Raw genomic sequence first — 25,568 nt, forward strand, 5'->3', positions numbered from 1 at the left:
CCCCTCTGCCGCCTCCCCTGCCGCCTGCCCTGCCCCGTCCGCGCTGCGCCTGCCTGCCGTGGACAAGGTGCTGCTGAGCGCCGACATGCTCGCGCTGCGCGAGCGCCACGGCCTCGATGCCTGCACCCAGGCCGTGCGCGAATCCCTGGCGCAGATGCGAGCCGATGCGCAGGAGCGGCTGCGGTCCGGCGAGCCCGATGCAGGCGCGCCCGGCATCACTGAGGTGGTCCAGGCGGCCGGCCTGCGCCTGGCGAGGCGCTTTGCGCCCCGGCTGCGCACGGTCTTCAACCTCACGGGCACGGTGCTGCACACCAACCTGGGCCGCGCCCTGCTGCCGCAGGAGGCGGTGGACGCCGTGGTGGCCGCCATGACGGCGCCGGCCAACCTGGAGTACGACCTGGAAGACGGCGGCCGTGGCGACCGCGACGACCTGATCGAATCCCTGGTCTGCGAACTCACGGGCGCCGAGGCCTGCACCGTCGTCAACAACAACGCCGCCGCCGTGCTGCTGACCCTGGCCACGCTGGCGGCCGGGCGCGAGGTCATCGTCTCGCGCGGCGAGCTGGTGGAGATCGGCGGGGCCTTCCGCATTCCCGACGTGATGACGCGCGCAGGCGCCACTCTGGTCGAGGTGGGCACCACCAACCGAACCCATGCGCGCGACTACGAAGGCGCTGTCGGCGAACACACCGGCCTGCTCATGAAGGTGCATTGCAGCAACTACGCCATCACCGGCTTCACCAAGGCCGTGAGCGACGCGGAGGTGGCATCCATTGCCCATGCGCACGGCCTGCAGATGGTGGTGGACCTGGGCAGCGGCACCCTGGTCGATCTGCGCGAATGGGGCCTGCCCTACGAGGTCACGGTGCGCGAGACCATCGAGTCAGGCGCCGACATCGTCACCTTCAGCGGCGACAAGCTGCTGGGCGGCCCGCAGGCCGGCCTGATCGTGGGCCGCAAGGACCTGATCGCCCGCATCAAGAAACACCCGCTCAAGCGCGCACTGCGCGTGAGCAAGCTCACCCTGGCCGCGCTGGAGCCCACGCTGCGCCTGTACCTGCATCCCGAAAAGCTGGCCGAGCGCCTGACCACGCTGCGCCTGTTCACGCGCCCCCAGGCCGACATGCAGGCACGCGCGCAGGCCCTGCAGCCGCTGGTGCAGCAGGCGCTGGGCAGCCGCTATGTGGTGGAAACCGCCGAGATGAACAGCCAGATCGGCAGCGGCGCCCTGCCCGTGGAAAACCTGCCCAGCTGGGGCCTGCGCCTGCATCCGGCCGACGGTCGCCAGGCCGGCCGCCAGCTCACCCAGCTGGAGGCCGGCCTGCGCAGCCTGCCCCGCCCCGTCATCGGCCGGCTGCATGACGACGCTCTGTGGCTGGACCTGCGCTGCCTGGAAGCGGCCGACGAGCCTGCCTTCACCGAACAGCTGCCGCTGCTGCACATCGCCTGAGGACGAACGCATGATCATCGGCACCGCCGGCCACATCGACCACGGCAAGACCACCCTGGTGCGCGCGCTCACGGGCGTGGACACCGACCGCCTCAAGGAAGAGAAGGCGCGCGGCATCTCCATCGAGCTGGGCTATGCCTACACGCCGCTGCCCAATGGCGAGGTGCTGGGCATCATCGACGTGCCCGGCCACGAAAAATTCGTGCACACCATGGCCGCAGGCGCCGTGGGCATAGACCACGCCCTGCTGGTGGTGGCGGCCGACGACGGCGTCATGCCGCAGACGCGCGAGCACCTGGACATCCTGCAGCTGCTGGGCGTGCGCGAAGCCACCGTGGCCCTGACCAAGGCCGACCGCGCCACGCCCGAGCGGCTGCAGCAGGTGCGGGCCGAGATCGGGGCCCTGCTGGCCCCCACGCCACTGGCAGGCGCGCCGGTCTTCCCTACCGCGGCAGCCCTGCCTGACGACGCAGGCGTGGCGCAGTTGCGCGATCACCTCATGGCGCGCGCCCAGTCCATTCCCGCGCGGGCCAGCGACGGGCTGTTCCGCCTGGCCGTGGACCGCAGCTTCACGCTGCCGGGCCAGGGCACCGTGGTCACGGGCACCGTGTTCGGCGGGCAGGTGAAGGTGGGCGACACGCTGGTGCACTCGGCCTCGGGCACCGAGGTGCGCGTGCGCAGCCTGCATGCCCAGAACCAGGCCAGCGAACAGGGCCTGGCCGGCCAGCGCTGCGCGCTCAACCTGTCGGGCATTGCCAAGGAAGCCATCACGCGCGGCGACTGGATCGCCGACGCACGGCTGCTGCAGGCCAGCGACCGGATCGACGTGCGCCTGCAACTGCTGGCCGATGCGCCATCACTGGCCCAATGGACGCCTGTGCATGTGCACATCGGTACGGCGCGCTGCACGGCCCACGTGGCCCTGCTGCAGGACCAGCCGCTGGGCCCGGGCGAACAGGCCATCGTCCAACTGGTGCTGGACATGCCCGTACATGCCCAACCCGGCGACCGGCTCATCGTGCGCAATGCCCAGGCCAGCCGCACCATTGCCGGCGGCAGCGTCATCGACCCCTTTGCACCCGCACGCAAGCGCCGCAGCCCCGAGCGCACGGCCTATCTGCAGGCGCTGGAATCGCTGATTGCCACCGGGGACGCCAGCGCGCTGGTGCAAGGCGCGGCGCACGGCATTGCCACTTCGCAGCTCATGCGCCTGACGGGCCGCGCATCGGTGGCCACGGATGCCCGCCTGCACCGCCTCCCCCTGGCCGAGGGCGATACGCTGCTGCTGGGCGAGGCACGCTTGCAGCAGCTGCGCAACCAGGTGCTGGACAGCATGGCGCGCTTCCACGACAAAAGCCCCGACGAGCCCGGCGTGAACGCCGCACGCCTGCGCCGCATGGCACTGTCGGGCCTGGTACATGCAGGGCATGACGCGCTGTGGAAGGGCCTGCTGCAAGCCCTGCTGCAGGACGGCAGCCTGGCCGCCAGCGGCGCCTGGCTGCACCTGCCCGGCCACAGCGTGCAGCTGTCGGACAGTGAAAAGCAGATCGCCCAGAAACTGCTGCCCGCCATCGAGGCCGGCCGCTACGACCCGCCCTGGGTGCGCGACCTGGCCCGCGACAGCGCCACCGGAGAGGAAACCGTGCGCCAGCTGCTGCGCAAGCTCGCACGCCAGGGCCAATTGTTCCAAGTCACAAAGGACCTGTTCTACACGGCAGCCCGCATGGACGAACTCGCGGCCCTGGTCCGCGAGTTGGCCTCCTCCACCCCCAACGCCGAAATCCAGGCCCACGCCTTCCGCGACGCCACCGGCCTGGGCCGCAAACGCGCCATCCAGATCCTCGAATTCTTCGACCGCATCGGCTACACCCGCCGCCTGCGCGACGCCCACCTGCTGCGCCCCGATGTGCAGTGGACCACTGGTGCCACAGCAAGAATCTGAGGCAAGGGGCCGCTACAATGGCGAGCTTTGCTTCGCCACGGCGCCAGCAACCGGCGCGGCCCAAGGCGAGAGACACCGAGCAAGGGCCGCCCCGCCGCAAGGGTGTCGTCCCCCTCCCCCGCGAAGCGGGTAGAGAGGGGGAAGCGGCGTAAGCCGCTCAGGGGGAGCTTCAAGCCAGAAGGAAAGCATACGCACCCGGTGGTGCGCCCGGGCTTCAAACCCGGTCAGGGGCGTCAGCCGCTCCTGGGTAGGTTCGACTCCTGCTGCTTTCCGCCAATCCCCCGACTCTGATTCCAGCCAGGTTACGGCTATTGCAAGGGCACGACGATGGCCACGCGGCGGTTCTCCGCCGCATCGCTGGGCACCACGGGCATGGCGCGGCCCAGGCCCTTGACCTCGATATCCTGGCGCGCCAGGCCAGCTTCGGCCAGCACATCGGCCACGGCCTCTGCGCGGCGCAGCGACAGGCGCATGTTGTAGGCATCGCTGCCGCGATCGTCCGTATGGCCTTCCACGCGCAGCCGCTCGATGCCCACGCCCTTGAGGGCACGGCCCAGCTCCAGCACCTTGGTGCGCGCCTGGGCGCCGACTTCGGCCGAATCAAAGCCGAACAGCAGCTTGCCCGACATCTGCAGCTCCCAGCCCTGGTCTGCCTGCGCAAAACCCTGGCTGCGCAGCAACTGCTGCTGTTCTTCGGTCAGCCCCGGCGCCTTGGCCGGCGCCTGCGGCACCGTCTGGCAACCTGCCAGCGCAAGGGCCAGCACTGCGGCCGCACCTGCGCCGCACATCCGGATCCAGCTCCGTCGTTTCAACATGTCATCCTCCTGTGATTCGTTCGGCCTGGCGCATGGCCTTGGCCTGGTACATGGCCTGGTCTGCATGGCGCATCAGCGTCTCCATGCTCTGGCCATGCTTGGGAAAAAGGGCGACGCCCGCGCTGACCGAAGGCTGCAGCACCACGCCGTCGCCAACGACCAGAGGCTCGCGCATGGCGGCCTCTATCTTGTCCTGCACCATCTGCGCGTCGCCACCGCCGCCGATGGGATAGAGCAGGATGGCGAATTCGTCGCCACCCAGGCGGGCGACCAGGTCGGTCTCGCGCACCTGCGAGCGCAGCCGGGCGCCCACCGCCTTGAGCAGCACATCGCCCACGGCATGGCCGTAGGCATCGTTGACCTGCTTGAAGCGGTCGTTGTCCAGAAACAGCACGGCCAACTTCTGCCCGCTCTCCGCCGCACTGTCCAGCGCCTGCTGCAGTCGCTGCTCGAAATGCAGGCGGTTGGCCAGCCCCGTGAGGCTGTCGCGCGAAGCCTGCCGCTCCAGGGCCGAATTTTGCTGCTGCAGCCGCTCATGGCGCGTCTGCAGCTCGGCCAGCAGGGCGTTGAAGTTGTCGCCCAACTCGCGCAGCTCGGCAATGCGCGCCAGCGGCACGCGCTGGTCCATGGATCGGTCATGGCGCACAGCCCGGGCCACGCGCGCCAGCTGCTGCAGCGGCTCGGCAATGTCGCGCAGCATGCGGCGCGACTGGCGCAGGCCCACATAGCCGCTGACACCCACGCACAGCACCAGCACGATGAAACCTGCGCCCAGGAAGCGGACCAGGCCCACGCCATCGCTGGCCAGCTGCACACTGCCGACCAGCCTGCCGTCCTGGCGCACATCGGCCTCGGCGCGCGGCAGGCCAATGCCCACGGCCAGCAGCTCCCCGATGCTGGACAGCGCCGAGCCACCATGGCCCGACCACCGCACGAACGGGCGGCCCTCGGCATCGAAGACCTCGGCGTGGGCCACGCCTTCTCCGCGCAGCAGCTGGTCCAGCACGCGGGCGGCCTCGTCGCGGTCCCCGAAGACCAGCGATGCCTCGACCGTATAGGCCAGCGAACGGGCCACCAGATGCAGGTTGTTGGACAGGTACAGGCGCAGGGTGGCCACGCCGACGATGAGCAGCAGCGCCCCCGCCAGCGCGATTGCCACCGCCGCCATGCGCAGGTGCGCGCGGCGGATCACGTTGCGCAGGGAGGCATTGCCGGACAGGGACAACTTCATGGCAAGGTCCTGTGGCGCGCCAGTTGCAGCACCTTGGGATTGACACGCAGGCCGCTGCGGGCCACGGAGTCGAGGCTGACCTCGAAGCCCGCGCCCTCGCCACGGCGGCGCAGGCAGAACATGGCGCCGATGCGGCACAGCTCGCCCCGCTCGCTGATGGTCAGCAGCGGCCGCCCCGCCAGTTGCTCCATGAGCTTGCGCCAGGCAGCCTCATCGAGCTGGCCGGCATAGATGCCCTCGCATTCGACCAGGGCGCGCGCATCGACGGGCACCACGCGCCGCACTTCCAGCCGCTGGCTGCCCACGGTCTGCGGGGCGCCATTGAGCAGGTCGTCGGCATATTCGGTGGAGCCCACCACGCACAGCCGCAGCACGGGGCTTTCCGTGGGCCAGCGCGTGTAGCCCAGGATGCCTACGACGGTGCGGGTCACCCCCAGCTCATGCTCATCGGCCGCCGGCTCCGCATGTGCCGGCCCCACCAGCCCGGCCTGCAAGGCCAGCAGACCCACGACCAGCCAGGCCCCGGCAGACAGGCCTTTGATCCTGCAATCCATGCCCCACCTGCGGTGTGTTTGATGTATGCGATGTGTGCGAGCTGCCAACCAAGGCTCCTTGAACGGAATATCCATGCATTGCGCCACGCTGGCGCACTGAAGCATTTTTTCACATATCGACCCCATCGGGCCGCCGGGACTGTCACGCCGGGGCGCCCGTGATGGGCCAATGCGGCAACACATCAAAGCGCAGAGGCAGGCAGCCGGTAGTGATAGCCGTAGAGTGCCTGAAAGCCCAGGCTTTCATACAGCCCGCGCGCCACCATGTTGGGCGCACGCACCTGCAGTTCGGCCCATTGCGCTCCCTGTGTCTGCCCCCAGTCCATCAGGCCATGCACCAACGCCCGGCCCAGTCCCTGGCCGCGCAGCGCAGGCGTGATGACGATGTCATACAGGCCCACGCAGCCGCGCTCCACGACGGCCAGGCCAAACCCGGCCACCTCGCCGCCCACCTCGCCGCCCACTCCACCGCCCACTTGCAGCGAAGCAAATGCGGCGGGCCAGGCAATGGACTGCAGCATATGGTGGTGCGCCTGCCTGTGCTGCTCCGGCACGGCGCCGGCCTCGGCAAAGCCCTGCAGCCAGGCCATGCCAGGCTGGGCTTGAATGGCAAGGGTCCAGCCCTGGTCGTTCGCTGGCGGCGCCATGTCCGTCAATGCGGCACGCATCACCAGGGAAGGGTCGGCCAGCAGGTAGCCGGCCTGCGCCAACTGCGCATCTGCATCGGGACTTGCCAGGGGCGAGAGGCGAAAGATGGCAGGCAGGCCCTGGCGCTCGTAGAAGGCCTCGATCTGCGGCAGCAAGGCGCCAAGACGGGCGCCGGGCTGCTGGGCATTGGCCGAGTTGGCGCGCTTGGTATGGCCCTGCGCAGCGCGCAGCAGCCAGTCGCCGCAGAGCACGGTGCGCTGGGCTGGCCAGGCGTTGAAGCCGCGCTGCTCCACGCCCACCACCGTCTCGGGATCGCATTCCACGGATGCGCGGTCATGAGTGAAAGACTTGGACATGCCCGCTTGTACCATGGCCGCCCGCCGTGCCCGCCCATAATATGGCGCGCTGCCGCGCTGGCGGCAGGCACTCTTTCCCACTACTGCGATCGCCGCCGATCGCCGGATTGCTCCATGACCACAGACACCTCCCAAGCCCCCCGACTCACCTCGCTGTCCCATGGCGGCGGCTGCGGCTGCAAGATCGCGCCGGGCCTGCTGGCGGAGCTGATCGGCAAGAGCGCGCTGCCCAAGCAGTTCTTCCCGGACTTGCTGGTGGGCACGGAGACCGCCGACGACGCCGCCGTCTACCGCATCAACGACGAGCAGGCCATCGTGGCGACCACGGACTTCTTCATGCCCATCGTGGACGACCCGTATGACTTCGGCCGCATCGCCGCGACGAATGCGCTGTCCGACATCTACGCCATGGGCGGCCAGCCCCTGATGGCCCTGGCCATCGTGGGCATGCCCATCAATGTGCTGCCGCACGACACCATTGCCAAGATCCTGGAAGGTGGCGAATCGGTCTGCCGCGATGCCGGCATTCCGCTGGCCGGGGGCCACTCCATCGACTCGGTCGAGCCCATCTACGGCCTGGTCGGCATCGGCATCGTCAACCCCCGCCAGATGAAGCGCAATGCCGACGCCAGGGCCGGCGACGTGCTGATCCTGGGCAAGCCGCTGGGCGTGGGCATTCTGTCGGCCGCACTCAAGAAGAACCTGCTGGACGGGGCCGGCTACCGCGCCATGGTGGAAGCAACCACCCTGCTCAACCGCCCCGGCACGGCGCTGGGCAAGATGGACGGCGTGCACGCGCTGACCGATGTGACGGGCTTCGGCCTGCTGGGCCACGGCCTGGAACTGGCACGCGGCGCGGGCCTGACGGCACGCATCGACAGCCGCAGCCTGCCCGTGCTGCCCACGGTGCAGGGCTTTGCCGAGCAGGGCGTCATCACGGGCGCCTCGGGCCGCAACTGGGCCTCTTATGGCGCGCAGATTGCGCTGGGCGCCGGCATCACCGATGCGCAGCGCGCGCTGCTGACCGATCCGCAGACCTCGGGCGGCCTGCTCGTGTCCTGCGCGCCGGATGTTGCCGATCAGGTGCTTGCACTGTTTGCCGAGCAGGGCTTTGGCAGTGCCGCCATCGTCGGCCGCATGGAGGCGGGCGAGCCGCGCGTCATCGTGGACTGACGGCCAGCGCATTCCAAAAGCAACGGGGGCCTCGGCCCCCGTCGCTTTTTGCACTCCCGGCGAGCCGCCAGCGAACCGGCGGCCCGTCACCGGGTCACAGGTTGCTTCACTCGCTCACGGTCTGCGTCTTGTAGGCCGGGCTGGCCTGGATGGCGCTGTCGGTGAACGGCAGCTTGAGCCATTGGCGCGCGCCGTAGGCCTTGGTGTAGTCCACGTAGTGGGCCGAGGCCGGGTCGTCCGACAGCGAGAAGGTCAGGAAGGTATGGGCCTCCACACCGGCTGACGGGAAGCTCACCACCTGCATGTAGCTGTTGCCGTGCGGCTGGCCATCCATGCTGTAGCCGCCCTGCTCTATCTTGTTTTCCGAGCAGGTGATGGTGAAGTAGCCCACCTCGCCGCAGCCGCCATACAGCGCGATCTTCTCGCCGCCGCGCTGCGAGAACAGCACGGTGCCGCGCGCCGCATCCATGGCAAAGCCGCTGGCCTGCACGGCCTTCACTGCTTCGGCGAACGCCTTTTGCAGCGCCGCCTTGGCAGTGGGCTTGATGCCACGCGGCGTGTTGACGGGGTCGGCCGCATCAAAGGGCACGGCATACAGGTCGGCCGATTTGATCTGGCTGGCCACGCGCTTCCAGAACTCATCCCAGACATGGGAGCCCCTGGATGCCGCCGTGCCCGTGCCGTCCCAGGCCTGCAGCGCCGTGCAGGCAGCCGATACGTCCACCGTTTCACCCGCCGAGGACACGGGGCCTGGACAGACCTGGGCCAATGCCTCGTCCTTGAAGCGCGCGCTGTAGACACGGCTGTCCAGCACCATCTGGCGCACGATGTCGCTGGTGGCCAGCTTGCCCGGGTAGCCGTCCGTGCCCGCCAGCCGCTGCAGCGCCATGGTGTGGCCCAGGCGCGTGCGCAGGCTCTGGGCAGAAGAGGTGGAGCCGAAGATGGCCGGATAGCCGGTCAGCGGCGCCGAGGCATTGGACAGCCAGTAGCTGTCATTCATGTTGCCCACGTAGTCGCTGCGCAGCAAATTGGGCATACGTGCGGGGCCGATGGCGCCCGCCTGCACCGAATCCGCATCCGAACTCCAGTCGCACTGGCTGCTGCCACCGGCCAGCACCGGCACCTGGGGCAGCGCCGCGTTGATGGCGGCCGAGGCGGGCGTGGCACAGGCCTGCAATTGCGCGGGCGGCACGTTGGGCACGGCGCCTATGTCGGCATACCAGACCTGGGCATTGCCGCGCCCTGCGGCCACGGTGTTGACCCAGGGAATGGCCGACTCCTCCTTCTGGATGCGGATGAACTCGTCCAGCGACTTGGCCTGGTTCCAGCGCAGCCAGTTGCGGAAGGTGCGGTAGTTGTAGGCGTTGATGTCGCGGATGGCGAACACGCTCTGCGTGGTCCAGCCCAGCGCCGGGTCCATGGCGCCCAGGTTGACCACCGGGCCGTGCACGGTCTTGTACAGCGTGCGCGTGACCTGGTCCTGCCCGCCGGAGGCATTGCGCACGCTCACGGTGATCTTGCTGGCCTGCATGGCCTCGGTCTTGCCGTCACGCACATAGCGGGTCGGATCATTGGGCGCCAGCTGGTACATGAACAGGCCGAAGCGCCGCGCCGTGGACACGGTGTGGCTCCAGGCCACGTCGTTGTTGAAGCCGATCAGCACCATCGGGATGCCCAGAAAGCTTGCGCCACTGACATCGATCTCGCCGGGGATCGTGAGCTGCGATTGATAGAAGCGGTCCGGCCCCTTCCAGTACCAGTGCGGATTGCCGAACAGCACGCTGCTGCCGCCGCCCGTGGCCTGCTGGCCAAAGCCGTACATGTTGCTGCCGATGCCCGTGGTGCCGCCCACCTGGAACGATGGCGCCACCACCTGCCCCGGCTTGAGCGCGGCCAGCTGTGTCGCGGCCGGCCGGGCCTTCGCCGGCCTGGCCGAGGCAGTTGCTGCCGCAGCCGCTGCAGGCGGCACGGCATTGGCGATCTGGGCGACGAAGTTGCTGTAGCCGCCGGCCAGATTGGCCGTGTACATGCGCCGCCAGATGTCCTGCGCGGTGATAGCCTGCACCCACGGCTGGCCCGCGCAGGCCGCATTGGTCTTGGCCCCGGCCGGGGTCTCGCGCACCACGCGGTTGTAGCCGGCCACGAAGCCATCGACCAGTTGCTTGAGCTTGTCCGGCTGGGCCTGGATCATGGCGGCCACGGCGTCATCGGAGACGACATGGCGGAAGAAGAAGTCCGAGTCGAGATTGCGCGGCCGGTCGATGGTGCTGTCGTAGACGGCCTGGGCATCGCCGCCAAGGTAGCGCGAGCGCTCCCCGCGGTACGTCAGGAAGGAGTCGGCCATGGTGCACAGGTTGTCCTGCGCCTGGGCATAGCCGGCGCCATAGCCCAGGCCCGTCCAGTCCTTGGCCTTGATGTGCGGAATGCCCATTTCCGTGCGGCGGATCTCCGCGCTGTACTTGCTGCTGGAGCCGTCGCCCGAACCGCCGCAGGCCGCCAAGGCGGCCAGGCAAATCAATGACAGGGGCTTCCATCCACTGCGAACCGCTGGGTACATGCTTTGTCTCCTGGTGTTATGCGTACACAAAGAAAGGCCCCTATTTGTACGGGGGCCCACAACAGCATAGGAGGGCCGCAAGGGACTGCCTACCCGGCAGTTTCACTAGCAGATGTCAGAGACCCGACAGTGGTTGCAAGGGCTGCAGCGCGCCCGTCAGGCAGCGGATTCGCCCGGCTGGCTCAGGGCCGCCGTCGTGCGCCGGTCGATCTTGCGGCTGAGCACCACCGAGGTATAGGTCTGCTGAATGCCGTCGATCAGGCCGATGCGGTCCAGCAGCGCATCGAGCTTTTCATTGCTCTCGCAGCGCACGAACACCATGTAGTCGTACTGGCCGCTGACGGCAGAGACCTCCTCGACCTCGGTGAAGCGGTTGAGCGCCTGCATGACCAACGTGGCCGTCTTGGGCTGCACGCGGATGCCGCAATACGCCCGCACGGCAGACTGCTCCACGCGTGCGCCCAGGCGCACGCCGTAGCCAGCGATCACGCCCTCTTGCTCCAGCCTGGCAATGCGCGCCACCACCGTGGTGCGCGCCAGATTCATCTGCCGAGCCAGATGTGCGGTGGAAGCCCGTGCATTGGTCTGCAGCAGACGCAGCAGCTGGCGGTCGGTTTCATCAAGACGGTATTCCATGCGGTTCCCTGGATTTCAACGGCAAGCACCCATGGAGGCTGCCCGGATGTGGTTCCACATTTCGGCAGAGATCTCCCCCAATCCGGCGATTTTATGCGTTGCGCATCGTCGTTCTATCGACAGGAGTTGCACTTTTCCTGGTACCGCGGCGGCTGGAACGCCTCTCCAACCCTCGCCAGACGGCAGCCGCCCCAGCTGGCACCACCAGCTCTTGGGATATTCATCAGAAACAAAAGTAACTAATTACAAATTCTTGATGCAATAGGACGCAGGGACCACGCAGGGACTTGACTACGGAACCGCATGAATCATTAGCATGCACCCCATCTTTCCTTCACAAAAGCTGCTCCAGGCGCACCGCTGCCACTTGAGGCAGCGCTGATCGGGCGTACCGGCGCCTGCGAAACGCTTTCATAGCTGCCGTATGCAAGATGGATCAGTACTTGCAAATACATGCATTTCCGCTAGATTGGCCCCACAGGCGTAAATTTTGTGTACTCAAGTTACCCCGCACCTCTTGTCTGATCTGCCCCGAGGAGGATTTCCTGTTCCCGCTGCCCGCCGGGCCGCTCGTTCACCACCATGACAAGGGCATGGCCGCCATGCCCGACGAACGCGCGCAGAGTCCGGTGCCTCCATTCGGTCTCCACAGGGGAGACATATGTCACATCGCGCCGCATCCGGAGATCCGTGGAGCCTTCCACAAGCTGCAACGCCCTGGCGGGACAGCTTTGTGCTGGGCGGGGTGCTGTTCCTGTGCTCGGCCGTGGCGCTGGGCCTGCGCTCTCCGGGGCATCTGTCGTCCCTGTGGCTGTCCAACGCCCTGCTCCTGGGCTGGATGCTTCGCAGCCCTGCCTACAGCCATAGACACGGCTGGACGGCTGCCGCCATTGCCATGGCGCTGGCCGAATGGCTTTCCGGCAGTCCGCTGGACCAGACCCTGTGGCTGACCTTTGCCGACCTGGCCGCTGTGGCCTGCGGCTGGGTGATGATGCGGCGCCTGCCGCAGCGGGTGCAGCAGATGCGCTCCCCTTCCTCGGTGCTGCACCTGGTGATGTGCAGCCTGCTGGTGAGCGTGGTCGGAGCCGTGCTGGGCTCGGCGGGCATGCACCATCTCATGCATTGGCCCTGGCAGCCCATGATGGCCATGTGGTTCAGCAGCGAGTTGATGCACATGACCCTGTTGCTACCTGTGCTGCTGAGCCTTCCGGCAAAGCTGGAGCCGCTGTCCTGGCGCAGCCAGCCATTCAAACAAACGGCGCAGGCCTTGCTGCCGCTGCTTGCCCTGGCGATTTCCGAATCCATTGCCATCTACCTGGGCGGACCAGGCGCGCTGTCGCTCACCATGCCGGCCATGCTGCTGTGCGCCATGCGCTATCGGCTGTTCGTGGTCGCCCTGCTCAACCTGGTCAGCTGTGCCATCAAGCTGGCCACGTTTTCCCATGTGTTGTTCAGCTCGCCCGGCACCGAACTGGAGACGACGTTCTCCTTCCGCCTGGGTCTGGCCATGCTGTCGATCGGCCCGCTGGCCGTGGCCTGCACGCTCATGGCTTTCAAGGACATGCTCAGCAAGCTGCGCCATGCAGTGAACCACGATGCGCTGACCGGACTGCTGGCACGCACCAGCTTTCTGGAGCGCGCACAGCGCACGCTGGAGCGCCTGCAGCGCGAGCGCCAGTCAGGCGCCATGCTGATGCTCGACCTGGACCACTTCAAGCACATCAACGACCGCCATGGCCATGCCGCCGGCGACCGGGTGCTGCAGGAAGTCTCGGCCCGCCTGTCGCAGGCGCTGCGCCCGCATGAACTCATAGGCCGCCTGGGCGGCGAGGAGTTTGCGGTGCTGCTGCCCGGTGCCGACTGCGTCACGGCCAGAGCCGTGGCCCAGCGGCTGTGCGAGGCCACGCGCGAAATTCGCATCGACATGAACGATGGCGCAGCCATCTGCCCCACGCTGAGCATTGGCATAGGCTGCACGAACATGGCCTACCCACCGCTGGGTTTGAGTGCCTTGCTGCGCATGGCCGATACCGCGCTGTACCAGGCCAAGGCCAGCGGCCGCGACCGCTACTTCGTGGCCGGCGAGCAGCCGGGCGAGGCCGACTCACCGGCCTTTGCCTGCGAGCATTCCGGGGGCGCCAAAGCGGCCTGACACCAGGCACCGCCTCGGCGTTTTGCCAGCGCTCAGCGCAGGCGGCGGGCGCCGTTTCCTTCGTCGAGCTTGAAGCCCGCCACGGCCTGCGCCAGCTGCACCGCCTGCTGCTGCAGCGACTGCGCTGCGGCCGTGACCTCTTCCACCAGGGCAGCGTTCTGCTGCGTGACCTGGTCCATCTGGCCGATGGCGCTGCCCACCTCGGCAATGCCACGGCTTTGCTCCTGGCTGGCGTTGCTGATCTCGGCCACCAGCGTGCTGAGCTTGCGCACGCCGTCCACGGCCTGGTCGATGGTGGTGCCCGCATTGCGCACCAGGCGGCTGCCCGTGTCGATCTGGCCCACGGAATCATCGATCAGCGCCTTGATCTCCCTGGCCGCCGTGGCGCTGCGTTGCGCCAGCGTGCGCACCTCGCTGGCGACCACGGCAAAGCCCCGACCCTGCTCGCCGGCGCGCGCCGCTTCCACCGCCGCGTTCAGCGCGAGGATGTTGGTCTGGAAGGCAATGGAGTCGATCACGCCGATGATGCTTTCGATCTTGCGTGCGGAGGCCTCGATGCCGCCCATGGTCTGCACCACCTGGCCGACGGCCTCTCCGCCCTGGGTGGCGATCTGCGAGGCGCTGGTGGCCAGCTCGCTGGCCTGGCGGGCATTGGCCGCGTTCTGCTGCACGGTTGCCGTGATCTGCTCCATGGCGGCTGCCGTCTGCTCCAGCGAGCTGGCCTGCTGCTCGGTGCGTGACGACAGGTCCTGGTTGCCACCCGCAATCTCTGCCGACGCCATGCGCACCGATTCCGACGACTCGCGAATGCGCAGCAGCACCGTGGCGATCTTGTCCACGAACTGGTTGAAGGACTGGCCGATCTGCGCCAGCTCATCGCGGCCGGCAGAGGTGAGGCGGCGGGTCAGATCGCCTTCGCCCGAGGCGATGTCCTGCAGCGCATCGCGTGCCACGGCCAGGCGGTTGAGCATGCGGCGCAGCGCCACGGTCAGCAGCACCGCCGCGCCCAGCACGGACAGCACGGTGATGAGGGCGGCCACCTGCAGCAGCGCCCGCACCGAATCCGTGGCCTGTGCGCGGTCGATCACCACGGCCAGCGTCCAGGGCGTGCCCTCGACCTTGGCGGCGTAGAGCATCTGCGGCTCGCCATCGAGCACCAGATCGGCGCGGCCGCCCTGCTCGGCCAGGCGCTTGATCAGCGCGGCATCGAGTTCAGGGGCAATCGCGGAAGCGGGCTTGAGCGCCAGCTCGGGCTTGGCGTAGGCCAGCAGGCGGCCTTCGCCATCAATCAGAAAGGCAAAGCTTTTTTCCTGGGGACGGATGGCGGCCACTTTCCTGGACATGGCGGCCAACCGCACATCAGTGCCGACAACGGCCGTGATGGCGCCCGAGCTGCCGACCGGATCGACAAAGCTGATGGTCAGCTCGCCGGTGCTGGCATCGACATAGGCCGGCGTCACGCCTGGCCGGCCTTCGCGCACGGCCTGCTTGAACCAGTCGCGCTGGGTTCCGTCGTAGTTCTCCGGCATGGGATGGGTGAACACGGCGCGCTTGTCGGCATGGACGAAATAGGCGTCATCGAAGCCGCCAGCCTGCTGGCCGGCCAGCAGGAAGGGGATGGGGTCCGTCTGGTCCACCGCCTTCTTCAATGAGCCGGTGATGCGCTGCTTGTCCTGAACCCAGTCGGTCAGTGTGGATGCATGGGCCCGCGTGAGCTGGCCGATGTTTTCGTCGATATCGGACAGCGTGCTGCTGCGCGCCGTCCAGAAGGTGGCCATGGACAGCGCGAACAGCGCGGCCACGGTGATTGCTACGCAGATGAGGATCAGGCGGGCACGAAGTGTTTGAAACATGATGCGTAGTGAAGGCAAAACGAGGGCTGTGAATGCCCACCGAGCCTATCCGAGACGCATCGGCCGCCAGAGCTCGAAGAGTGCGTACTTGCCCTTGTAATTGCCTGCTTCTGGCGTGCGAAGAAGCCATCTGGCTAGCCCCTTAGCGCAGGCACTGCATTGCTGGCAGCGCCGCCCAAGCCGCAGTCGTCAGCCTTTTGCAAGAACCAGTCACAAGCTTGAAGGATGCGTGCTATAGTGTCAATTTGTAACACAGACACTTGCCGCCCTGGCTGCGGGATTTTTCTGTCGCAAACGCCAGCGCCTTGATTCCAGGACCCTGCCGTTTGCGCCGCGCACCCTGTGTTTTTCCCTCCCTCATATTTTTGGGGTGCACCACGCGGCCTTTTCTTCCCTTGCATGGACTGCCATTGATCGAGAGTGGCTTCCCATCGGGGCCGGCAGGGAGCCGGGCAAGAAAGTGTTTCACCTTGATACAAAAATGCCGATAAGAAGGCAGATCTGTCATTCAAGGGAAGAGAAACATGAAGCGATGCATCATCAAAGTGGCCGGCGCCTGCTACACAGCCCTGTTCCCCAGCACCTGCGCCGCTGTGGCAGACGCGATGGCCCGGTTTCCATACGCTACAAAAATCAGCGTCCGACTCGCCTAGACTCGGGCAAGATGGGAATCCGTTCTCAGACAGGTTCCAGGCAATACGCCTGTCGTCGTCCGGGTGTTGTGCGGCAGTGTAGGCTCACTTTGCCAAAAGTCTCCTAAGATTCCTTTATATTGGCAGATCAACATTCATTGATATACATGACTACCGACTACAAGACACTGCTGCAGCAGAAAGCCCATCTCGAAGCCCAGATCGCCGAAGTGCTCAAGACCGAGAAGTCCGGAGCCATTGCCCAGGTGCGCACCATCATCGACCAATACGGATTGACCGAGGCCGACGTCTTCCCTTCGTCCAAAGCCAAGGCTGGTGGCGGTTTCCGCGTGGTCGGCGTCCCCAAGTACCGCGACCCGGCCACGGGCGCGACCTGGACCGGCCGCGGCAAGCAGCCCCGCTGGATCGAAGGCAAGGACCGCACTCCCTTCGCCATATGAGGTCCGGCGCAGCCCGCCCCCTGGCAGCCGCCAAGCTGCGACAGAGCCCGCCAAGTGCGGGCTTTTTGCTGCAAGAAGCAACGGGTTAACCCTATTGCTCAGAAGTTACAAATTCTTCAATGTAGTGCAGATGCGTGAACCGATGGGTGCCGGCATGTTTCGGTACCCAAGCAATCACAACAAGGGAAACAGCAGGTATCACACAGGGAACTGTCCTACAGCCCTACTCTCCAAAATCATGTTGGCCATGCCTTAGCACAAGCGCAAGCCATGTGGATGCAACCACGCAGCGGCAAAGTCCAGGCGGCCACTGGATCGATCCGCAGCCACCACGAACCATTTTCCAGCCGGGCCAGGGAGACTATCTCCTCCCTCCCCTCTCACTGACTTACCCTGGCAGGCCCGCAAGGGCACCGGCTTTTCTCTTCAAGGACCGCCCTCAGGCGGTCCTTTTTTCTGCGTGTGTTATTGCGCCTTGGTGCTGGTCAGCGCAAGGCTGGCACGGCATGGCCCACCTTGAACACGGCCACCATGCCCGACAGGCGCTGCGCCTGGTCGCTGAGGGCGGCGGCCGCCGCTGCGGACTCCTCCACGAGAGCCGCGTTTTGCTGCGTCATCTGGTCCAGCTGGCTGACTGCCTGGTTGACCTGGCCAATGCCGTCGCGCTGCTCCGTGGAAGATGCCGTGATCTCGCCGATCATGTCCGAGACCTTGCGCACGCTGCCCACGATGTCATCCATCACCTGGCCGGCCTGGGCCACCTGGGCCGAGCCTTCCTGCGCGGCATCGACCGAGGTGCTGATCAGCACCTTGATCTCCTTGGCGGCCTCGGCGCTGCGATGTGCCAGGGCCCGCACTTCACCGGCCACCACGGCAAAGCCGCGGCCCTGCTCGCCTGCGCGGGCCGCTTCCACGGCAGCGTTCAGCGCCAGGATGTTGGTCTGGAAGGCAATGGAGTCGATGACACCGATGATGTCGGAGATGCGGCGTGCGCTGTCGCCGATGCGATCCATGCTGGCCACCACATGACCCACCACGGCGCCGCCGCGCTCGGCGGCCTGGGCGGCGCTGCCGGCCAGATGATTGGCCTGGCGCGCGGTGTCGGCCGCCTGGCCCACGGTGGCGGTCAGTTGCTCCATGCTGGCGGCCGTTTCCTCCAGATTGGACGCCGTCTGCTCGGTGCGCGAAGACAGGTTGTGATTGCCCGCGGCAATCTCGGTGGATGCGGTGGAGATGGAATGCACGCTGTCACGCACCTCCGTCACCAGCCCGCGCAGCCGCGCCGCCATGCCCGAGACCGAGCGCAGCAGGTGGCCGAACTCGTCCTTGCGGCTGTCATCGGCCGACACCGTGAGGTCGCCCTGGGCGATGGCGTCCGTCAGCTGAACGGCGCGTTCCAGGGGGCGGGTGATGGCCCGCGTCAGCGCCAAGGCCAGGGCCAGACCCGCCAGAAGGACCACGCCCTGGACGATCCAGGCCAGCACGCTGGCCTGCTGCCGGGCGGCCTGGGCCTGCTCGCGGGCTGCATCGCGCTGGCTGCGCTGCAGCTGCACGAAGACTTCCAGCGAGTCCACGTAGCGGCCAATAGCGCCCAGGTACTGCTGCTGGACGAACTCGCGGAATGCCGCTGCATCGCCGGTCAACTTGATCTCGCGCGCCCGCTTGTTCAGTGCCAGCACCTCGGTGCGGATGGCGGCAATGCGCTCCAGCGCCGCCTTGTCGGCCTCGCTGGCGCCCTTGACGATCTCGGCCTGCAGCTTGGTGATCAGTGCCGAGCCTTCCTTGACCCGGCCGTCGAGCAGGCGGGTCAGTTCCTCATCGGTGGAGGCATTGCTGGCCAGCACCCGCTCGCCCGTGGTCTCCGTTGCGCCCTTCCATTGAATGGCCAGGCTGATGCGGCTCTCGTACTCGGACAGCGTCTGCATGCCGTGGTCCATGGCGCGAGCCGCCGCAAACTGTGCCCAAAGCGATACCGCAAGCATCATCGCCAGCAAGCCGCCCAGCGTGCCCCAAAGCTTGGCGGACACGCTCCATTGATCAAATTTCATTCGTAGCACTCTCGTCGGAAAAACCGAATACAGGAAAGGTGAAACAACAGGCCGCGCACATCAGCGGCGACCGTTTTCCGGCGCAACGCCTTGCCATATCGGCATAGGCCACCAATCCGGAAAAGATGACCTGCTCTTTCGTCACAAATGCCCGGGACTTGAGGCCGCTGCACGGGTAGGCCCGATATCGCCAGCCGTGCACAACGCGGAACATGCGCCCATGCGGCCGCAAGCGCCGTGGCAACGGATGCAAAATGGACCGGCGCTTCGGAATGCAGCACCATTCAATGCCGCAATCGCGAAGCTGTCGCCACCCGCACCTGCAAGTGCATAACACGCTGTGGATGTGTCACTCGATACCGATCGCCTCTATGTATTGATTGCGCCGCTGAGCATTTTGCTGCTCAGTTGCACGCTGGCCGTGTGCTGGCTGGTGCAGCGGCGCCAGCGCTACCTGCTGTGGATTGCGGGCGGATACGCCCTGGTTTCTCTGGCGCTGGCCTGGCAAAGCCTTGCACCCCGGGAAGAACTGCACCACTGGGCCGTGTTCACGGGCGCCATGTATCTGTTCGGCACCTGGTGCTTCGCGCGCTGCATGGCGGGGCGCTATGGCGTCTCGGCCCATCCCTTGCTGGGGCTGCTCATAGGCGCCGTCGTCCTGGCTGCGCTGTACTACTACAGCCGGGTCCAGGTCGATCTGTGGGTGCGCGTGCACTGGCTCAACACCGGCCTGGGCCTGCTGCAGATGCTGCCGGCGCCCGCCATGCTGCGGCGCCGGCCACCTCAGGATTGGCTGGAGAGAATGCTCTACTGGTCCTACGTGGTGTTTGCCGGCTATACCGCTGCCCGGCCGCTGCTGGTGCTGGCCCTTGGCAGCACCGATCTCAACGAGATTGCACGCTCCACCTACTGGCTGGTGACCCTGGTCAGCACGCTGTCGTTTGCGCTGCTGTTCACCCTCATGCTGCTGGCCTGCACGGTGCGCGATGTCTTCACCGCGCTGCGCGAGGAGCGCAACCACGACTCGCTGACCAACCTGCTCAACCGCCGCGCCTTCCAGGAGGCTGCCGAACTGCGCCTGGCCGATCCGCACATGGCCCCGATCTCCGTGCTGGTAGGCGACATAGACCACTTCAAGCGCATCAATGACAGCTGGGGACATGACTGCGGAGACCGTGTATTGCAGGCCGTGGCCCAGACCCTGCAGCAACACGTGCGCAACGACGATCTGGTGTCACGCTTTGGCGGCGAGGAATTCGTGCTGCTGCTGATGCGCACCACGCCCCAGGAGGCCGAGCGCGTGGCCCAGCGCATACGCGCCCAGCTCAGCGCGGACGGCTATGTGCTGGCGGCCGGCCAGCGGGTGACCATCAGCTTCGGCATCGCACCCGTGGCCGCCAACACCGCCTTGACCGATGCGCTGACACGCGCCGATGGCCTGCTGTATGCCGCCAAGCAGGCGGGCCGCGACCGCGTGCATGTGGCCACGGACCCTGGCCGCAGGGTGCCGCAGGCCGTCTGAAACAGGAAGCGCGCAGCGCCTTCTTCGCACGCCCATTCATCAAAATCCGTGGAAAAGAAAAAGCCCGCCAGGGTGTGGCGGGCTTGTTCGCAAAGGCAGGGTGAATGCCTTATTTTTTCGCGTCCTTCAAGACTTCCTTCACATCACCCAGCTTCTTCTGGGCCGTGCCTTCGACCTGCTTGGCAATGCCCTTGGCCTGTTGCTCGGGGCTGTCGATCAACTCGCCAGCCTTTTGCTGCACCTTGCCTGCGGCATCCTTGAGCGTGCCCTTGATCTGATCCGTGTTCATAGTTGCGTCCTTTGCTGCAAGAGCCTTCAAAAAGGGATAGGTTGTTTAACACCCAACGCAACGATACGCGTGGCAAACCGGGGCGCGCGACAGCGCGCTGCAACGATACGCGTGGTCTGAGGCCTACAGCCTTAGGTCTTCTTGCTGGTGCGACGGGCCTGGACGCTGTCCCCCGTGGCCTTGGGCAAAGACGCGGCCTCACCCGCTTCGGAGCGCAGGCGCTTGAGTGCTTCGGTCACCACGGCCTCCTTGTGCGCCTCGAACAGGCCTGCAGCGGCGTCCTTGTGTTCTTGCAGCAAGCGGCACAGGCGCGCGATTTCCTTTTTCAACTCCGACACATCCAGGTCCGGGCCGGCCTGGTCCATGTCGCCGGCTTCATCCAATTCGAAGCTGCGCCGTATGCGGGCAACGATTTCGGCATTCATGGAACGGTGGCCTGCCTTTGCCACTTCCGAGATGCGATCGCGCATTCCATCCGGGAAACGGACGATGAAGCGCTCCTGGGTTTCGCTGGGAAAGGGTTTTCGTTGCATTGGGCGATGGTACCTGCCAGATGCAAATTCAGATTCATGCCTAGTTGACATGATTCCAAGTTGGCATAACATTTGAATCGGCCCGACCGAGGACCTGGCAAGCCAGCACCCAGGCCTATGCCCGTGCCGATGCTCGTGCGTACGAGCACTGAACCCCAGACCTATTGCGCAAGAACAGAACCATGCCGGACACAGACATGCACGCCTGCGCGCGCCTTGCGCAGGCCCTCGCCAGAGCGCCCGATCCGGAGAGCCTGGCGACCGATGCGCTATGCCACATCAGCGCGGCGCTGAGCGTGCTGGAAATGCATGTGGAAAGATCCAACCGCGCCATGGTGGTCGGTGTCCACGACCTGCTGCGCAGCTACCACCTCAAGGCAGACCGTGCCGCTGCAGAGCAGCCGGTCGAGGCGCTGGCCAGCAGCGTGCTGCCGCAGATGTCGGCCGACCTTCAAGGCCTGCTGGAAATCATTGACCGCGTGAACGACGACGAGATGGACGACCCCATCCTCTATGCCGTGAGCTACCTGCTCAGGGCGGCCAAGAGATTTTCGGATGCGGCGCCGCAGGCATAGCGGCCTGCGCATCGCCGCCTGACCTCACTCCTCGTTGGTCCACTCCACCCGCGCGCCCAGGCTGCGCAGGTTCTCGACGAAGTGCGGATGCGCACGGCGAATCGGCGTGGCGTTGCGGATCTCCGAGCGACCCTCGATGCTGCTGGCGACCATGAACAGCGCAATCGCCACGCGGATGATGTAGGGGCTCTCCACCACGGCCGGCGTCAGCGGATTGCCGCCAAAGGTGACCACGCGGTGCGGGTCCGAAGAAAACACATGGGCACCGAACTTGGACAGCTCGCCCGTCCAGCCCAGCGCGCCGTCGTAGATCTTGTTCCAGAACAGCGCATTGCCCTGCGCATGCACACCCAGCGCAATGAAGATGGGCAGCAGATCCACCGGAAAGTACGGCCAGGGAGCGGCTTCCACCTTGGTGAGCACATTGCTGGTGAAAGGCGTCTGCACCTTCAGCGGCCCCGAGCGCAGCGCGCGCGACCAGCCGTTCTTGTGCTCCACCTGCACGCCAAACTTGGCGAAGGTGCGGTCGATCAGCGGAAAGTTGTCCGGCGTGCTGTTGCGCACCTCTACATCGCCGCCCGTGATCGCGCCCAGCGCGAGAAAGGTGGTGATCTCGTGGAAGTCTTCCTCGAAGGTGAAATCGCCGCCGCCCAGCGGCGCACCGCCGCGTACCGTCAGCCGCGAGGTGCCGATGCCGTCAATATCGGCACCCATCATCACCATGAAGCGGCAGAACTCCTGCACATGCGGCTCGCAGGCCGCATTGGTCAGCATGGATTCGCCCTGCGCAGCCACGGCGCACAGCACGAAGTTCTCCGTGGCCGTGACCGATGCATAGTCCAGCCAGTGGCGCACGGCCTTGAGCGGCGCGGCACTGTGGATCAGCAGAGAGCCGCTGGCGCGCTCCACCTCTCCGCCAAAGGAGCGAAAGATATCCACGTGCGGATCGATCTCGCGCACACCCAGCGTGCAGCCCTTGACGTTGTCCTCCAGCCGCGCCACGCCAAAGCGCGCCAGCAGCGGCGGCACCAGCATGATGGAAGAGCGCATTTCCTCGGGCAGGCGGTGCGAGGACGCGTCGAAGCGCGTGTCGCGGTGGTGCAGCTGCAGCGTGCGCGTGGCCTCGTCCAGCTGCACCTCGCTGCCCAGCGTGCGAAAGATGTCGAGGATCTTGCGCACATCCGTGATGTCCGGCACGCCATGCAGCCGCAGCGGCTGATCGGTCAGCAGCGTGGCGCACAGAATCGGCAGCACGGCATTCTTGTTGGCGGAGGGAACGACGCGGCCGCGCAAAGGCGTGCCGCCGTGGACGATGAGATTGGACATGGGGTGCAGCGCTAGCAGCGATAGGACAACGCGTGATTCTAGGGTTGCCGGGCTGCCCACAGGCCTTGCAGCGGCAGCGCACGCCCGCTGTTTCAACAGGTTTCGTATCCAGGCCGCCTACCCGACAACAAAGCGTCAGCCTCAGCCCTGCACTTCGTGCCCGTAGACGATGAAGCCCCGGTGCTCGGCCACCTGGTCATACAGCGCGCGGCCCGCCTCGTTGGAGGACTGCGTCTGCCAGTACACGCGGCGCGCTCCCGCCTGCGCAGCCTGCGCATAGACCGCACGGATGAGCGACTTGCCAATGCCCTGCTTGCGCCGGCGCGCATCGGCAAACAGATCCTGCAGATAGCACACCGGCTCCAGCCGCGTGGTGCTGCGATGAAACAGGTAGTGCGCCAGGCCGACCAGCTCACCCTCACTCTCCGCCACGAGCGCAAACACCGGCTCCAGCGGATTGAGGAAGCGCTCCCAGGTGGCCTGTGTGATGCCTTCGGGCAGCGCCGTCTCGCCAGCGCGCCCATAGAACGCGTTGTAGCCCTGCCAGAGAGGAACCCATTGGTGGTGGTCCGCCTGTGTGACAGGCCGGATCTGGAGCGGAGGAACAAGAGACGACATGGAACTCCTGGCAAACAAATGAAATGGGGACCAGGAATTCTAGGCACGGCAAGCCGCCGCCAAGAGGTTTGCAGGCCAGTCCCGGCCCCTTCGCAAAGCCTGAGGACGCAGCGCACAGCGCGTCCGCAAAACACATACACGGCGTACAGGCGCGGCCTACATGCGACCTCAGCCTTGGCCCGCACAGAAACACCGCGCAACCAATTGAAATAGAGCCCATAGGAGAGCACGTACCCAGAAACCTCTCCAAATCATGTGACGGAGATACAAGATGAGTCGAGTCGTTCCGACAGAAAGCTTCAACCCGGACCCGGATGCCCGCTACCACCGCAGCCTGCTGGAAGCCTTTCCCGTGCGCGGCAGCCAGCCTTTGCTGCTGCGCATGGAGTCGCGCTCGCCCCTGGGGCGCCTGTACGCGCGGGGCTTGCGCGCATTGCGGGCCGCATTCGCCACCGAACTGCCGAGAACCTTCTGATGCGACACCTCTTCCTCGTCTTTCTGTGGTCTGCCATCTGCGCCATTTCCTTTGCCGTGGCAATGCTGGCCAGCCCCATGCTCAGCCACGCCATCTGACAGTGCTGCCAGCGCGCGTGCCTTTGCCTGCACCACGCCCATAAAACCATCGGCCATCGCCCTGGCCGTCTCCAATGCGGCTTTATCCGACTCTGGATGCAAATGCCTGCCGCCTACACTGCGCCAGTCCATTTGCTTACAAAGGAATTGCCCGTGAAGAAAAGCACATTACAGATTCGTCCCGTTGTGGGCGCATTGCTGGTGGGATTTGCCGGGCTTGCAGCCCTTTCCAGCGCCTGGGCCTGTACTCGCCTTGTCTATTTGGGTGCGAATGGCCAGGTCGTGACGGCACGCTCCATGGACTGGAAAAGCGACATCGTCAGCAATCTCTGGGTACTGCCGCGCGGCATGGAGCGCAGCGGCAAGGCCGGCCCCAATTCCCTGCGCTGGACTTCCAGGTACGGCAGCGTTGTCACCTCGGGCTATGACGTTTCCACCACCGATGGAGTCAATGAGGCCGGCCTGAATGCCAACCTGCTATGGCTCGTGGAATCCCAATACCCCGCTTTCGGCGCAGGCAGCAAACCCGGCCTGACCATTGCGGCTTGGGCGCAGTATGTGCTGGACAACTTCGCCACCGTGAAGGAAGCCGTCGCGGCTTTGGAGAAAGAGCCCTTCACCATCGTCTCGGACAACGTGCCCGGAGAGAACCGCCTGACAACGCTGCACCTCTCGATGTCCGACGCCAGCGGCGACAGCGCGATCGTCGAATACATCAACGGCCGGCAGGTGATACACCACGGCCGTGAATACCAGGTCATGACCAACTCGCCGACCTTTGATCAGCAACTGGCCCTGAACGCCTATTGGAAGCAAGTGGGCGGCACCACCATGCTGCCCGGCACCAACCGGGCCGCCGACCGCTTTGCCCGCGCATCGTTCTACGTCAACGCGATCCCCAAAAGCCCGGACCCCAACAAGGCGCTTGCCAGCGTCTTCAGCGTGATCCGCAACGCCTCGGTCCCCTACGGCCTGAATACGCCGGAGGAGCCCAATATCTCCTCCACCCGCTGGCGGACCGTGTTCGACCACCAGCGCAAGCTCTATTTCTTCGAGTCGGCCCTGACACCGAATACCTTCTGGGTGGACCTCAAGGCACTGGACTTCAGCAAGCAAACAGGCAAGGTGCTCAAGCTCGACCTGGGACCGGATCAGGACCACACATTCTCGGGCGATGCCACGCGGAATTTTCAGGAATCGGTGCCGTTTGAGTTTCTTGGATTGTGAGAATCAACTTCAGGCACAGGCCACGGGCTCGCGCACTGCTGCCTCAATGTTGATTCCGCGTTGTGCTTTTCATAGGAAAAGGCCTCGCATTAATTCAAGGCATTTTCTATTAAAAACCAAAAATAGCAGAGCTAATCTCCGCCGATTAATATCATGACGGTTTATTGGCATTCAGCTGAAAAATAAATCCAAACAAATAAAATACAATAATCTCAAAGTCAATACATTTGAATATTCTATTGATTGATTTATATCAATATATAAACAATATCAACGTGACCTTACAAGCCGAAATCAAGTAATTCCTCAATAGACAATATTCAGGCCATCACATAGCATCGCGCTCGCAAAATATATTCACCAAGGGATGAGGAAAAATGCGAGCAACAACACCGAA

Annotated in this window: 22 protein-coding genes and 1 tRNA gene; 10 read left to right on the plus strand and 13 right to left on the minus strand. The window is 65.6% G+C overall.

Annotation, left to right across the window (positions count from 1 at the left end):
• The 3 genes from selA to IAE24_RS18065 all read left to right on the plus strand — a co-directional run.
• The coding region (gene selA / locus IAE24_RS18055; protein ID WP_442778813.1) for an L-seryl-tRNA(Sec) selenium transferase at positions 1-1,450 on the plus strand (1,450 nt) is incomplete at its 5' end.
• A gap of 10 nt (positions 1,451-1,460) precedes the next feature.
• Positions 1,461-3,392 carry a selenocysteine-specific translation elongation factor gene (selB, locus tag IAE24_RS18060; RefSeq protein WP_199960815.1) on the plus strand — a complete coding sequence of 644 codons (1,932 nt, stop codon included), beginning with the start codon at positions 1,461-1,463 and terminating at the stop codon, positions 3,390-3,392.
• Between the two features lie 180 nt (positions 3,393-3,572).
• Positions 3,573-3,668, plus strand: a tRNA-Sec gene (locus IAE24_RS18065).
• Positions 3,669-3,700: 32 nt separating this feature from the next.
• Here the strand turns inward: IAE24_RS18065 and IAE24_RS18070 are convergent.
• From IAE24_RS18070 to IAE24_RS18085, 4 genes are all read right to left on the minus strand, one after another.
• Positions 3,701-4,207, minus strand: a complete 507-nt coding sequence (locus tag IAE24_RS18070) for an OmpA family protein (RefSeq protein ID WP_065345702.1) — start codon at positions 4,205-4,207, stop codon at positions 3,701-3,703.
• 1 nt (position 4,208) lies between these two features.
• Positions 4,209-5,438 carry a sensor domain-containing diguanylate cyclase gene (locus IAE24_RS18075; RefSeq protein WP_013802667.1) on the minus strand — a complete coding sequence of 410 codons (1,230 nt, stop codon included), beginning with the start codon at positions 5,436-5,438 and terminating at the stop codon, positions 4,209-4,211.
• Positions 5,435-5,992: a YfiR family protein gene (locus tag IAE24_RS18080; protein WP_199960814.1), complete on the minus strand. Its 558-nt coding sequence runs from the start codon at positions 5,990-5,992 to the stop codon at positions 5,435-5,437. The genes IAE24_RS18075 and IAE24_RS18080 overlap by 4 nt, the downstream gene beginning before the upstream one ends.
• 182 nt (positions 5,993-6,174) lie before the next feature.
• The gene (locus IAE24_RS18085) at positions 6,175-6,996 is read right to left on the minus strand and encodes a GNAT family N-acetyltransferase (protein WP_442778737.1); all 822 of its coding nucleotides are present in this window, start codon (positions 6,994-6,996) and stop codon (positions 6,175-6,177) included.
• A gap of 114 nt (positions 6,997-7,110) precedes the next feature.
• On the opposite strand from IAE24_RS18085, the gene selD reads away from it, so the two are divergent.
• On the plus strand, positions 7,111-8,169 hold the full coding sequence (gene selD, locus IAE24_RS18090; protein ID WP_199960812.1) for a selenide, water dikinase SelD: 1,059 nt from the start codon (positions 7,111-7,113) through the stop codon (positions 8,167-8,169).
• 106 nt (positions 8,170-8,275) lie between these two features.
• Here selD and IAE24_RS18095 read toward each other — a convergent pair whose 3' ends face one another.
• Together IAE24_RS18095 and IAE24_RS18100 are read right to left on the minus strand one after the other, a co-directional pair.
• Complete coding sequence (locus tag IAE24_RS18095; RefSeq protein WP_199960811.1) at positions 8,276-10,726, minus strand: penicillin acylase family protein; 2,451 nt, start codon at positions 10,724-10,726, stop codon at positions 8,276-8,278.
• Between the two features lie 156 nt (positions 10,727-10,882).
• Positions 10,883-11,362, minus strand: a complete 480-nt coding sequence (locus IAE24_RS18100; protein ID WP_012205315.1) for an Lrp/AsnC family transcriptional regulator — start codon at positions 11,360-11,362, stop codon at positions 10,883-10,885.
• Between the two features lie 661 nt (positions 11,363-12,023).
• Here IAE24_RS18100 and IAE24_RS18105 point away from each other — a divergent pair.
• On the plus strand, positions 12,024-13,514 hold the full coding sequence (locus tag IAE24_RS18105) for a GGDEF domain-containing protein (protein WP_199960810.1): 1,491 nt from the start codon (positions 12,024-12,026) through the stop codon (positions 13,512-13,514).
• A 32-nt stretch (positions 13,515-13,546) separates the two neighbouring features.
• On the opposite strand, the gene IAE24_RS18110 is transcribed toward IAE24_RS18105, so the two are convergent.
• Positions 13,547-15,367 (minus strand): methyl-accepting chemotaxis protein, encoded by a 1,821-nt coding sequence (locus tag IAE24_RS18110; protein ID WP_199960809.1) that lies wholly within the window; start codon positions 15,365-15,367, stop codon positions 13,547-13,549.
• 799 nt (positions 15,368-16,166) lie between these two features.
• Between IAE24_RS18110 and IAE24_RS18115 the strand changes: the two genes are divergently transcribed.
• The gene (locus IAE24_RS18115) at positions 16,167-16,460 is read left to right on the plus strand and encodes an H-NS histone family protein (RefSeq protein ID WP_012205312.1); all 294 of its coding nucleotides are present in this window, start codon (positions 16,167-16,169) and stop codon (positions 16,458-16,460) included.
• A 485-nt stretch (positions 16,461-16,945) separates the two neighbouring features.
• On the opposite strand, the gene IAE24_RS18120 is transcribed toward IAE24_RS18115, so the two are convergent.
• Positions 16,946-18,508, minus strand: coding sequence for a methyl-accepting chemotaxis protein (locus IAE24_RS18120; RefSeq protein WP_192367764.1), 1,563 nt, complete (start codon positions 18,506-18,508; stop codon positions 16,946-16,948).
• The gene (locus tag IAE24_RS18125; protein ID WP_199960808.1) at positions 18,498-18,722 is read right to left on the minus strand and encodes a hypothetical protein; all 225 of its coding nucleotides are present in this window, start codon (positions 18,720-18,722) and stop codon (positions 18,498-18,500) included. The genes IAE24_RS18120 and IAE24_RS18125 overlap by 11 nt, the downstream gene beginning before the upstream one ends.
• A gap of 126 nt (positions 18,723-18,848) precedes the next feature.
• Here IAE24_RS18125 and IAE24_RS18130 point away from each other — a divergent pair, with 126 nt between their 5' ends.
• Entirely contained in the window at positions 18,849-20,030 is a 1,182-nt protein-coding gene (locus tag IAE24_RS18130; protein ID WP_199960807.1) for a GGDEF domain-containing protein, read from the plus strand.
• A 109-nt stretch (positions 20,031-20,139) separates the two neighbouring features.
• Here IAE24_RS18130 and IAE24_RS18135 read toward each other — a convergent pair whose 3' ends face one another.
• On the minus strand, positions 20,140-20,319 hold the full coding sequence (locus IAE24_RS18135; RefSeq protein ID WP_012205309.1) for a CsbD family protein: 180 nt from the start codon (positions 20,317-20,319) through the stop codon (positions 20,140-20,142).
• Positions 20,320-20,450: 131 nt separating this feature from the next.
• On the minus strand, positions 20,451-20,852 hold the full coding sequence (locus tag IAE24_RS18140; protein ID WP_199960806.1) for an Arc family DNA-binding protein: 402 nt from the start codon (positions 20,850-20,852) through the stop codon (positions 20,451-20,453).
• 182 nt (positions 20,853-21,034) lie between these two features.
• On the opposite strand from IAE24_RS18140, the gene IAE24_RS18145 reads away from it, so the two are divergent.
• Positions 21,035-21,427, plus strand: a complete 393-nt coding sequence (locus IAE24_RS18145; protein ID WP_012205307.1) for a hypothetical protein — start codon at positions 21,035-21,037, stop codon at positions 21,425-21,427.
• A 24-nt stretch (positions 21,428-21,451) separates the two neighbouring features.
• Here the strand turns inward: IAE24_RS18145 and IAE24_RS18150 are convergent, their stop codons facing one another.
• Both IAE24_RS18150 and IAE24_RS18155 read right to left on the minus strand, forming a co-directional pair.
• Positions 21,452-22,753 (minus strand): UDP-N-acetylglucosamine 1-carboxyvinyltransferase, encoded by a 1,302-nt coding sequence (locus tag IAE24_RS18150; protein WP_013802678.1) that lies wholly within the window; start codon positions 22,751-22,753, stop codon positions 21,452-21,454.
• A 141-nt stretch (positions 22,754-22,894) separates the two neighbouring features.
• Positions 22,895-23,371, minus strand: a complete 477-nt coding sequence (locus IAE24_RS18155) for a GNAT family N-acetyltransferase (RefSeq protein WP_199960804.1) — start codon at positions 23,369-23,371, stop codon at positions 22,895-22,897.
• 271 nt (positions 23,372-23,642) lie between these two features.
• Here IAE24_RS18155 and IAE24_RS18160 point away from each other — a divergent pair, with 271 nt between their 5' ends.
• Together IAE24_RS18160 and IAE24_RS18165 are read left to right on the plus strand one after the other, a co-directional pair.
• Complete coding sequence (locus IAE24_RS18160; protein WP_199960802.1) at positions 23,643-23,846, plus strand: hypothetical protein; 204 nt, start codon at positions 23,643-23,645, stop codon at positions 23,844-23,846.
• A 251-nt stretch (positions 23,847-24,097) separates the two neighbouring features.
• Positions 24,098-25,171 carry a linear amide C-N hydrolase gene (locus IAE24_RS18165; RefSeq protein ID WP_071955551.1) on the plus strand — a complete coding sequence of 358 codons (1,074 nt, stop codon included), beginning with the start codon at positions 24,098-24,100 and terminating at the stop codon, positions 25,169-25,171.
• Positions 25,172-25,568 lie beyond the last annotated feature (397 nt).

The sequence above is a fragment of the Delftia sp. S65 genome (assembly GCF_016516495.1).
GTDB lineage: Bacteria > Pseudomonadota > Gammaproteobacteria > Burkholderiales > Burkholderiaceae_C > Comamonas > Comamonas acidovorans.